This window comes from Streptomyces sp. NPDC047017 (assembly GCF_040644175.1).
In the GTDB taxonomy this organism is placed as follows: Bacteria; Actinomycetota; Actinomycetes; order Streptomycetales; family Streptomycetaceae; genus Streptomyces.
In genome coordinates this window covers 288,090-297,890 of record NZ_JBEYVW010000008.1, presented here as the reverse complement: position 1 = coordinate 297,890, position 9,801 = coordinate 288,090, and the positions used below count along the sequence as shown (strand labels likewise).

At 70.5% G+C, this 9,801-nt stretch carries 12 protein-coding genes; 5 read left to right on the top strand and 7 right to left on the bottom strand.

Translation table 11 applies throughout. From position 1 onward, the window contains the following. Positions 1 to 132: 132 nt before the first annotated feature. From ABZ858_RS16680 to ABZ858_RS16660, 5 genes are all read right to left on the bottom strand, one after another. Positions 133 to 1,833 (bottom strand): methylmalonyl-CoA mutase family protein, encoded by a 1,701-nt coding sequence (locus ABZ858_RS16680; protein ID WP_361377936.1) that lies wholly within the window; start codon positions 1,831 to 1,833, stop codon positions 133 to 135. 73 nt (positions 1,834 to 1,906) lie between these two features. Beyond that, positions 1,907 to 2,245 (bottom strand): DUF3817 domain-containing protein, encoded by a 339-nt coding sequence (locus ABZ858_RS16675; RefSeq protein WP_361377933.1) that lies wholly within the window; start codon positions 2,243 to 2,245, stop codon positions 1,907 to 1,909. 128 nt (positions 2,246 to 2,373) lie between these two features. Continuing rightward, positions 2,374 to 2,883: a MarR family transcriptional regulator gene (locus tag ABZ858_RS16670; protein ID WP_361377930.1), complete on the bottom strand. Its 510-nt coding sequence runs from the start codon at positions 2,881 to 2,883 to the stop codon at positions 2,374 to 2,376. 284 nt (positions 2,884 to 3,167) lie between these two features. Further along, complete coding sequence (locus ABZ858_RS16665; RefSeq protein ID WP_361377927.1) at positions 3,168 to 3,467, bottom strand: MTH1187 family thiamine-binding protein; 300 nt, start codon at positions 3,465 to 3,467, stop codon at positions 3,168 to 3,170. Beyond that, on the bottom strand, positions 3,464 to 3,808 hold the full coding sequence (locus ABZ858_RS16660) for a DUF3817 domain-containing protein (protein ID WP_361377924.1): 345 nt from the start codon (positions 3,806 to 3,808) through the stop codon (positions 3,464 to 3,466). The genes ABZ858_RS16665 and ABZ858_RS16660 overlap by 4 nt, the downstream gene beginning before the upstream one ends. A 157-nt stretch (positions 3,809 to 3,965) precedes the next feature. On the opposite strand from ABZ858_RS16660, the gene ABZ858_RS16655 reads away from it, so the two are divergent. From ABZ858_RS16655 to ABZ858_RS16640, 4 genes are all read left to right on the top strand, one after another. Beyond that, positions 3,966 to 4,598, top strand: a complete 633-nt coding sequence (locus ABZ858_RS16655; protein WP_361378044.1) for an AIM24 family protein — start codon at positions 3,966 to 3,968, stop codon at positions 4,596 to 4,598. A gap of 1 nt (position 4,599) precedes the next feature. Then, positions 4,600 to 5,250 carry an AIM24 family protein gene (locus ABZ858_RS16650; RefSeq protein WP_361377921.1) on the top strand — a complete coding sequence of 217 codons (651 nt, stop codon included), beginning with the start codon at positions 4,600 to 4,602 and terminating at the stop codon, positions 5,248 to 5,250. Then, the gene (locus ABZ858_RS16645) at positions 5,247 to 6,071 is read left to right on the top strand and encodes an AIM24 family protein (protein ID WP_361377918.1); all 825 of its coding nucleotides are present in this window, start codon (positions 5,247 to 5,249) and stop codon (positions 6,069 to 6,071) included. The genes ABZ858_RS16650 and ABZ858_RS16645 overlap by 4 nt, the downstream gene beginning before the upstream one ends. A 91-nt stretch (positions 6,072 to 6,162) precedes the next feature. Then, positions 6,163 to 6,639, top strand: a complete 477-nt coding sequence (locus ABZ858_RS16640) for a MarR family transcriptional regulator (RefSeq protein ID WP_361377915.1) — start codon at positions 6,163 to 6,165, stop codon at positions 6,637 to 6,639. A gap of 116 nt (positions 6,640 to 6,755) precedes the next feature. Here ABZ858_RS16640 and meaB read toward each other — a convergent pair whose 3' ends face one another. Continuing rightward, entirely contained in the window at positions 6,756 to 7,712 is a 957-nt protein-coding gene (meaB, locus tag ABZ858_RS16635) for a methylmalonyl Co-A mutase-associated GTPase MeaB (RefSeq protein WP_361377912.1), read from the bottom strand. Between the two features lie 100 nt (positions 7,713 to 7,812). Next, positions 7,813 to 9,021 (bottom strand): acetyl-CoA C-acetyltransferase, encoded by a 1,209-nt coding sequence (locus ABZ858_RS16630; protein ID WP_361377909.1) that lies wholly within the window; start codon positions 9,019 to 9,021, stop codon positions 7,813 to 7,815. A 149-nt stretch (positions 9,022 to 9,170) separates the two neighbouring features. On the opposite strand from ABZ858_RS16630, the gene mce reads away from it, so the two are divergent. Continuing rightward, positions 9,171 to 9,611 carry a methylmalonyl-CoA epimerase gene (gene mce, locus ABZ858_RS16625; protein WP_361377906.1) on the top strand — a complete coding sequence of 147 codons (441 nt, stop codon included), beginning with the start codon at positions 9,171 to 9,173 and terminating at the stop codon, positions 9,609 to 9,611. The last annotated feature ends 190 nt before the right edge of the window (positions 9,612 to 9,801 follow it).

Sequence of the window (9,801 nt, the reverse complement as noted above, 5' to 3'; positions counted from 1 at the left end):
CCGGAGGCCCGGTCCGGAGGCCGACCGGAGGCCCGGTCCGGAGGCCGACCGGAGGCCCGGTCCGGAGGCCGACCGGAGGCCCGGTCCGGAGGCCGAGCGGGGGCCGGGCCGCCCCCCCCGCTCCACTCCCCCTCAGAACCCCGGCGGCTCCGTGTACACGCCCCACTCGTCGCGCAGCACCCCGCAGATCTCGCCGAGCGTCGCCTCGGCCCGTACCGCGTCGAGCATCGGCGCGATCATGTTGGCGCCGGTGCGCGCCGCCGCCAGCATGGCGTCCAGCGCGGCGCGCACGGTCCCCTCGTCCCGTCCCGCCTTCCGCTCGGCCAGCGCCCGTACCTGCTCGCGCTCCACCTCGTGGCTCACCCGCAGGATCTCCAGGTCGCCGGTGACCGAGCCGGTGGCGACGTTGACGCCGACGACCCGCTTGTCACCCTTCTCCAGCGCCTGCTGGTAGCGGAACGCGGACTCCGCGATCTCGCCCGTGAACCAGCCGTCCTCGATGCCCCGCAGGATCCCGGAGGTGACGGGCCCGATCGGATGCCGCCCGTCGGGGTGGGCGCGCAGCCCGCGCTCCTTGATCTGCTCGAAGATCTTCTCCGCGTCCGCCTCGATCCGGTCGGTCAGCTGCTCGACGTACCAGGCACCGCCCAGCGGGTCGGCGACATTGGCGACGCCGGTCTCCTCCATCAGCACCTGCTGGGTGCGCAGCGCGATCTCCGCGGCCTGCTCGCTGGGCAGCGCGAGGGTCTCGTCGAGGGCGTTGGTGTGCAGCGAGTTGGTGCCGCCGAGCACCGCGGCGAGCGCCTCCACCGCCGTGCGGACCACGTTGTTGTACGGCTGCTGAGCGGTGAGCGAGACACCGGCGGTCTGGGTGTGGAAGCGCAGCCACTGGGCCTTGTCGGAGCGGGCGCCGTAGACGTCCCGCATCCAGCGGGCCCAGATGCGGCGCGCGGCGCGGAACTTGGCGATCTCCTCGAAGAAGTCGAGGTGCGCGTCGAAGAAGAAGGACAGGCCGGGCGCGAAGACGTCCACGTCCAGGCCGCGGCTGAGCCCCAGCTCGACGTAGCCGAAGCCGTCCGCGAGCGTGTACGCCAGCTCCTGCGCGGCCGTCGCCCCGGCCTCGCGGATGTGGTAGCCGGAGACGGACAGCGGCTTGTAGGCGGGGATGCCGGAGGCGCAGTGCTCCATCAGGTCGCCGATGAGGCGCAGGTGCGGCTCGGGCTGGAAGAGCCACTCCTTCTGGGCGATGTACTCCTTGAAGATGTCCGTCTGGAGCGTGCCGTTGAGGACGGCGGGGTCCACGCCCTGCCGCTCGGCGGCGACCAGGTACATGCAGAAGACGGGCACGGCCGGTCCGCTGATCGTCATCGAGGTGGTGACGTCACCGAGCGGGATGTCCCGGAACAGGACCTCCATGTCGGCCGCCGAGTCGATGGCCACCCCGCAGTGGCCGACCTCGCCCAGCGAGCGCGGGTCGTCGGAGTCGCGGCCCATGAGCGTGGGCATGTCGAAGGCGACCGACAGTCCGCCGCCGCCCGCGGCCAGGATCATCTTGTAGCGCTCGTTGGTCTGCTCGGCGTTGCCGAACCCGGCGAACTGGCGGATGGTCCAGGTCCGCCCGCGGTAGCCGGTCGGGTGCAGTCCGCGGGTGTAGGGGTACTCCCCGGGCCAGCCGATCCGCTCGAAGCCCTCGTAGGTGTCCCCCGGGCGGGGACCGTACACCGGCTCCACGGGGTCGCCGGAGAGCGTGGTGAAGTCTGCGTCGCGCTTGCGCGCGGCGTCGTACCGGGCCTGCCAGCGGCGGCGGCCCTCTTCGATGGCGTCAGCGTCCATACCCCCGAATTTACTAGGACGTCCTAGTAAATGTCGACGGGTGACCGCCGTACGCGTGGGTACGGCGGTGCGGTTACGCCTTGGCCGGGGCGGGCTCGGGGTCCACGACCTTCGCCTCCAGCTCGCGGCTGATCCTGCGCTCGACGAAGAAAGCGGCCGTGGGAATGGTTCCGGCCAGGAGAACCCACAGCTGCTTGGCCACCGGCCACTTCGCCTTGGAGCCCAGGTCGAAGGCGACGACCAGGTAGATCACGTACAGCCAGCCGTGCGCGATGCCGATGACGGTGGTGAACTTCGCCGCGCCGTCGATCTGGAGGCCGTACTTGGCGATCACACCGAGGGTCAGCAGGACCAGCAGCACGCCGGTGACGTAGGCCATGACGCGGTAGCGGGTCAGCACGCTTCGTTTCATGGATACGAGCGTAACCGCCCGAAAAATCCCCGCTTCGGCGGGGAGCGGTACGCCATTACGCAGGAGCGTGTCAGGACGCTAGGAACACTCCGCGTCGGCGGAGAACAGCGCGCTGACCCGCGACGACTCTACTCGTCCTCGAAGTCGCGCGCAGCGATTCGCAGCGGCCGCAGCATCGCGAAGATCTCCGCGCACTCCTCCGCGTCGTACGCGCCGAGGCCGAAGTCCATCGCCATCAGGTCGCGGGTGGCCGCGTCGACCGCCTCGCGGCCCTTGCCGGTGATGACGGCGAGGGTGCCGCGGCCGTCGTTGGGGTTGGGGCGCTTGGCCACCAGGCCGGACTTCACCAGGCGGTCCACGGTGTTCGTCACGGACGTGGGATGCACCATCAGCCGCTCACCGATCTTGGACATCGGCAGTTCGCCGGCCTTGGAGAAGGTGAGCAGGACCAGGGCCTCGTAGCGCGCGAACGTCAGCCCGTACGGCTTGACCACCGCGTCGACCTCGGCGAGGAGGATCTGGTGCGCGCGCATGATGGAGGTGATCGCCGCCATGGACGGCACGCTTCCCCAGCGCTGCTTCCAGAGTTCGTCGGCGCGGGCGATGGGGTCGAACGGGAGACTGAGGGGCTTCGGCACGGCATCAGACCCTACCCGCCGGTCACATCCTGGTCAGCCCTGTCTCGCCTTTCGGTCCCTTCGGGGCCGGTACGGGCGTCAGGTGCCGTACGAGCGGGCGCCGGTGGGGGGGCGGGGCCGTAGGGGCGCGTCCGGCCCGCCGCTCTTGGACGTACGGCCGTGAGGTGCGTGGTGCGGTCGGTAAGGGGGCGGAGCAAGCGGCGGGCCTTGGACGCGCCCCTACGGCCCCTTCCCGCCGCTCGCGGCCCTTGCGCCGTCGGGGGTGCCGGTCGGCCCCTGAGCCGCTATGGCTTTGTCGACAGGTGGCGTTCCACCGTTTCGACCTTCGTGGTGAGGCCGTCGGTGATGCCGGGGCGGATGTCCGCCTTGAGGACCAGGGAGACGCGCGGGGCCCTGGCCTCCACGGCGGCCACGGCGCGCTTGACGACGTCCATGACCTCGTCCCACTCGCCCTCGACGGAGGTGAACATCGCGTCGGTGCGGTGCGGGAGGCCGGAGTCGCGGACCACGCGGACGGCGTCGGCGACGTACTCGCCGACGTCCTCGCCCACGCCCAGCGGGGTGACGGAGAAGGCGACGATCACGCGTTCACCACTCCTTCGCGGCGGGCGCGGGAGGCGATCACCGCGTTCTCGGCCTCGCGCTTGAGCTTGCGCTCGGCGAAGAAGCCGCCGGTGGGCAGGACCGAGAGGACGAAGTAGAGGGCGGCCGTCTTCAGCGGCCACTTGGTGCGGTTCCAGGCGTCCAGCCAGAAGAGCACGTAGAGGACGAACAGCACGCCGTGGATCGAGCCCATCACGGGCACCGCGTTGAAGTCCGTGGTCCGCTTCAGGACCGAGCAGACCAGCAGGAGGATGAAGGACACCGCCTCGGGGGCGGAGACCAGGCGGAGGCGGCGGAGGGCGGTGGCGGTCTTGATGTCCACAGGTCACCTTCGGTGGGAGAGACGCTGGCGCTGCGGCCGGGTTTGTGAACGCAGGCACAAAGTTTCGTCCATTGTGGCAAACCGTGCGGGGTGGGTCGGCACGGGGCCGGGCTCTGTCGGGAGCGGGGCGTTCGCCGCTACCTTTCGGTCCGTGGCGATGTTCCGACTGCAAGGCAGCAAGGTGCTCGCCGTCGACATGACCGGGGACGCCGTGAAGGCGAAGAACGGCTCCATGGTCGCGTACGACGGGCAGATGGCCTTCAAGAAGTTGACGGGTGGCGGTGAGGGGCTGCGGGGGATGGTGACGCGGCGGCTCACCGGTGAGCAGATGACCGTGATGGAGGTGCGGGGGCAGGGGACCTGCTGGTTCGCCGACCGGGCGTCGGAGGTCAATCTGGTGCGGCTCCAGGGGGACAAGCTGTACGTGGAGTCGAGCAATCTGCTCGCGACCGACGCTGGGCTCAGGACGGGCACGACCTTCACGGGGCTGCGCGGTGCCTCGCAGGGCAACGGGCTGTTCACGACCACCGTCGAGGGGCACGGGCAGGCGGCGATCATGTCGGACGGGCCGGCCGTGGTGCTCCGGGTGAGCGCGCAGTATCCGCTGACCGTCGATCCGGGCGCCTACATCGCGCACCAGGGGAATCTGCGGCAGACCTTCCAGTCGGGGGTGACCTTCCGCACGTTCCTGGGCGAGGGCGGCGGGGAGGCCTTCCAGATCCGGTTCGAGGGCGACGGGCTCGTGTACGTGCAGCCCAGCGAGCGCAACACGATCGCGGGGGACGTCTGACATGGGCTTTCGGGAGATCAACTCGAAGATGGTCGAGGCGACCGTCGTTCCGGGGCAGCGGCTGTTCAGCCAGCGCGGCGCGATGCTCGCGTACCAAGGCGATGTGTCGTTCACGCCGAACGTCCAGGGCGGCCAGGGCGGCCTGATGTCGATGATCGGGCGCCGGGTCGCCGGCGAGGCCACTCCCCTGATGACCGTCGAGGGCAACGGCACGGTCTTCTTCGGGCACGGCGGCCACCACATCCAGGTGATCGGCCTCGGCGGCGACACGCTGTACGTGGAGGCCGACCGGCTGCTCGCCTTCGAGGGCACGCTCCAGCAGGGCACGATGTTCATGGGCTCGCAGGGCGGGGTCATGGGCATGGTGCGCGGGCAGGTGACCGGCCAGGGGCTGTTCACGACGACCCTGAAGGGGCACGGCGCGGTGGCGGTGATGGCGCACGGCGGTGTCCTGGAGATCCCGGTCACCCCGCAGCGGCCCGTCCATGTCGACCCGCAGGCGTACGTCGCCCACTACGGCGACGTACGCAACAAGCTGTCCGCCGCCCTCGGCTGGCGCGAGATGGTGGGGCGCGGCTCGGGCGAGGCGTTCCAGCTGGAGCTGAGCGGCAGCGGCACGGTGTACGTCCAGGCCTCGGAGGAGAAGCTGTGAGCGCGTACGGAACGCCCGGGGGCGCCCCCGTGGTGTACGACCCGATGTCCCTGCCGGTCGACGACAACGTGAACGCGTACACCTTCTGCGTGGAGCTGAAGGGGAGCCAGTGGTTCCTGCAGAAGGGGAAGATGATCGCCTACTACGGGGCGATCGAGTTCAACGGTGTCGGGCACGGGCGGCTGGACCGGCTGGTGCGGACTTCCTTCCATTCGCCTCTGCATGCGAGCGACTGGGTGGTGGCGGAGGGTTCGGGGCGGATGCTCCTCGCCGACCGGGCCTTCGACGTCAATTCGTACGACCTGGACGAGGGCAACCTGACCATTCGCTCGGGCAACCTGCTCGCTTTTCAGCCAAGTCTCGCGCTCAAGCAGTCGATCGTGCCGGGCTTCCTGACGCTGATCGGAACCGGAAAGTTCGTGGCCGCGTCCAACGGTCCGGTGGTGTTCATGGAACCTCCCATCCGGGTGGACCCGCAGGCCCTGGTCGGCTGGGCCGACTGCCCCTCTCCGTGCCATCACTACGACCATGGGTATCTGACGGGTGTCCTGGGCGGTCTACGTGCGATGACGGGCCTCGGCGGCGCCTCCGGGGAGGAGCACCAGTTCGAGTTCGTGGGGGCCGGGACGGTCCTGCTGCAGTCGTCCGAGGCACTGATGGCGGAGCAGGCCGTCGGGGCGCCTCCGGCGGAGCCCGGGGTACCCGGCGGCACGGGGGGCTCCGGGGGGCACGGACCCCGGTCCGGGGACCACGGACCGCAGTCCGGGGCACCGCGCCTTCCCGGACAGCTGGGAGACCTCCAGCGTCGCTTCGGGCTGTGAGCGGTAGTCTGCGGAGTGTGACGGCTCGAACGCCTGCGCCCGTCACACCCCTCACTAGTTCGCCTTTCAACTTTTTAGGTAGACTTCATTCATGGAGACCGAGACGGCCACACGCTGGCTGACCGATGCGGAGCAGTGCGCCTGGCGCACCCACCTGGAGGTCAACAGGCTGTTGACGTACCAGTTGGAGAAGGACCTCCAGCCCTTCGGCCTGACGATGAACGACTACGAGATCCTGGTGAATCTCTCCGAGTCGGAGGACGTGCGGATGCGGATGAGCGACCTCGCCTCCGCCACCCTTCAGTCCAAGAGCCGGCTCTCGCACCAGATCACCCGGATGGAGAACGCGGACCTGGTGCGCCGGGAGAACTGCGAGTCCGACCGCCGCGGGCTGTACGCGGTGCTCACCGAGCACGGCATGGAGACCATGCGCAAGGTCGCCCCGCACCACGTGGCGTCGGTGCGCAGGCACTTCATCGACCTGCTCGACCCGGAGGCGATGACCGAGCTGGACAAGGCGCTCAAGCCCATCGCGGAGCATCTGCGGGGGCAGCGGGGCCGCCCGTAGCCGTGTGCGGCCCGGTGCGGTCCGCCGCCCGGAAACGGCGCGGCGGCGGCCGGGGCCCCGGTTCGGGGGCTCCGGCCGCCGCCGTGCGGGCGGGGCGGCGGGGGCCTCCGGGGGCCTCAGCCCTCCGTCAGGCCCGCCACCAGTTCGTCCGCCGCGCGGTACGGGTCCAGGTCGCCCGTCACGATGCGTTCCGCGAGGGCGCTGAGGCGGCGGTCGCCGTGCAGGTCGCCGATGCGCTCGCGCAGGGCGGTGACGGCGATCGTCTCGACCTCGCGGGCCGCCCGCGCCCGGCGGCGCTCGGCGAGCACGCCCCGCTCCTCCATCCAGGCCCGGTGCTTCTCCAGGGCCTCCACCACCTCGTCCACGCCCTCGCCGCGGGCCGCGACCGTCTTGACGATGGGCGGGCGCCAGTCGCCCGGGCCGCGGGACTCGCCCAGGCCCAGCATGTGGTTCAGCTCACGGGCGGTGGCGTCCGCGCCGTCCCGGTCGGCCTTGTTGACCACGTACACGTCACCGATCTCCAGGATGCCGGCCTTGGCCGCCTGGATGCCGTCGCCCATCCCGGGGGCCAGCAGGACCACGCTGGTGTCCGCCTGGGAGGCGATCTCCACCTCCGACTGGCCCACGCCCACCGTCTCCACCAGGATCACGTCGCAGCCGGCCGCGTCGAGCACCCGGATGGCCTGCGGGGCCGACCAGGCCAGGCCGCCGAGGTGGCCGCGCGTGGCCATGGAGCGGATGTAGACGCCGGGGTCGGAGGCGTGCTCCGACATCCGGACCCGGTCACCGAGCAGGGCGCCGCCGGAGAACGGCGAGGACGGGTCGACGGCCAGCACCCCGACCCGCCTGCCCTGCTTGCGGTACGCCGTCACCAACGCCGAGGTGGAGGTCGACTTGCCGACCCCCGGGGAGCCGGTGAGACCGACCACGTAGGCATGCCCGGTCAGCGGGGCCAGTGCCGCCATGACCTCCCTGAGCTGCGGGGACGCCCCCTCCACCAGGGAGATCAGCCGGGCCACGGCCCGCGGCCGGCCGTCCCTGGCCTGGGCCACCAGAGAGGAGACGTCCTGCATCACAGCTCCGTTCACATGAATCCGCGTACCGTCGCGCACGCATCCGCACAATGCGGCGCGTAGAGGTACGGACAGTCGGTCGTCGGCCGGGGGAAGCGGGTCAGGCCCCGGGCACCCGGATGATCAGCGCGTCGCCCTGGCCGCCGCCGCCGCACAGCGCGGCCGCGCCGACGCCGCCGCCGCGCCGCTTGAGTTCCAGCGCCAGGTGGAGGACGAGACGGGCGCCGGACATCCCGATCGGGTGACCCAGGGCGATCGCGCCGCCGTTCACGTTCACCCGATCCGTGGAAACGCCGAGGTCCTTCATTGACTGCACGGCCACCGCGGCGAACGCCTCGTTGATCTCGATCAGGTCGAGATCGGAAACCTCCAGGCCGTCCTTCTTCAGGGCGTGCCGGATCGCGTTGGACGGCTGGGACTGCAGGGAGTTGTCCGGGCCCGCCACATTGCCGTGGGCGCCGATCTCGGCGAGCCACTCCAGGCCCAGCTCCTCCGCCCTGGCCTTGCTCATGACGACCACGGCCGCGGCGCCGTCGGAGATCTGCGAGGCGGAGCCGGCGGTGATCGTGCCGTCCTTGGCGAAGGCCGGGCGCAGCCTGCCCAGCGACTCGGCCGTGGTGTCGCCGCGGATGCCCTCGTCCTTGCTGAACAGCACCGGGTCGCCCTTGCGCTGCGGGATCTCCACCGGGGTGATCTCGGCTTCGAACAGGCCGTTCTTCTGCGCGGCGGCGGCGCGCTGGTGGGAGAGCGCGGCGATCTCGTCCTGCGCGGCGCGGCCGATGCCCAGGCGGGTGTTGTGCTTCTCCGTCGACTCGCCCATGGCGATGTTCTCGAAGGAGTCGGTCAGGCCGTCGTGGGCCATCGCGTCGATCATCTCGACGGCGCCGTACTTGAAGCCCTCGCGCGACTTGGGCAGCAGGTGCGGGGCGTTGGTCATGGACTCCTGGCCGCCGGCCACCACCACGTCGAACTCGCCCGCGCGGATCAGCTGGTCGGCCAGCGCGATCGCGTCCAGCCCGGAGAGGCACACCTTGTTGACGGTCAGCGCCGGGACGTTCATCGGGATGCCGGCCTTGACCGCGGCCTGACGTGCCGGGATCTGCCCCGCCCCGGCCTGCAGGACCTGGCCCATGATGACGTACTGCACCTGGTCGCCCCCGATCCCCGCACGGTCGAGGGCCGCCTTGATCGCGATGCCGCCGAGGTCGGCCCCGGAGAAGGACTTGAGCGAGCCGAGCAGCCGGCCCATGGGCGTACGGGCGCCCGCGACGATCACCGAGCCGGTCGTACCGGGAGTTCCAGAAGACATGAGCTGCGATCCCCTTACCGGCCTGCACAGCCGAGGAGTGAACGAGGGTTTACTTCGAATGTACTGAGCTGCGGACCACCCCGTCATCGGGCCGTCGGTGTGATCGCGCGCACGTTGCGTAACCACCTCATCGGCGCTGCACTGAGACCATGCTGACGCGAATCGACCACATCGGGATCGCCTGCCACGACCTCGACGCCACCGTCGAGTTCTACCGTGCGACGTACGGCTTCGAGGTGTTCCACACCGAGGTCAACGAGGAACAGGGCGTGCGCGAGGCCATGCTCAAGATCAACGAGACGTCTGACGGCGGCGCTTCCTATCTGCAACTGCTGGAGCCGACCCGCGAGGACTCCGCCGTCGGGAAGTGGCTCGCCAAGAACGGCGAGGGCGTCCACCACATCGCCTTCGGCACGGCGGACGTGGACGCCGACGCGGCCGGCGTGCGGGACAAGGGCGTACGGGTGCTCTACGAGGAGCCGCGACGCGGCTCCATGGGGTCACGGATCACCTTCCTGCACCCCAAGGACTGCCATGGCGTCCTCACAGAACTGGTCACTTCGGCGCCTGTTGAGTCGGCCGGGCACTGACCCTCGTACATAAGGGCCGGTAGGGTTGGGGGCGGTCGTCACCCGAAGCGGGGGCGACCGCTTTCCGGGGTCCGGGTTTCGGGGGACGAGCGACGGGGCAGCAGCCCATGCTCCGCCGTCGATCTGACACCATTGCCCGGGGGCCCCGTTCGGCGGATGGACGGAGCTCGTTTGGACAGGCTTGCGACCA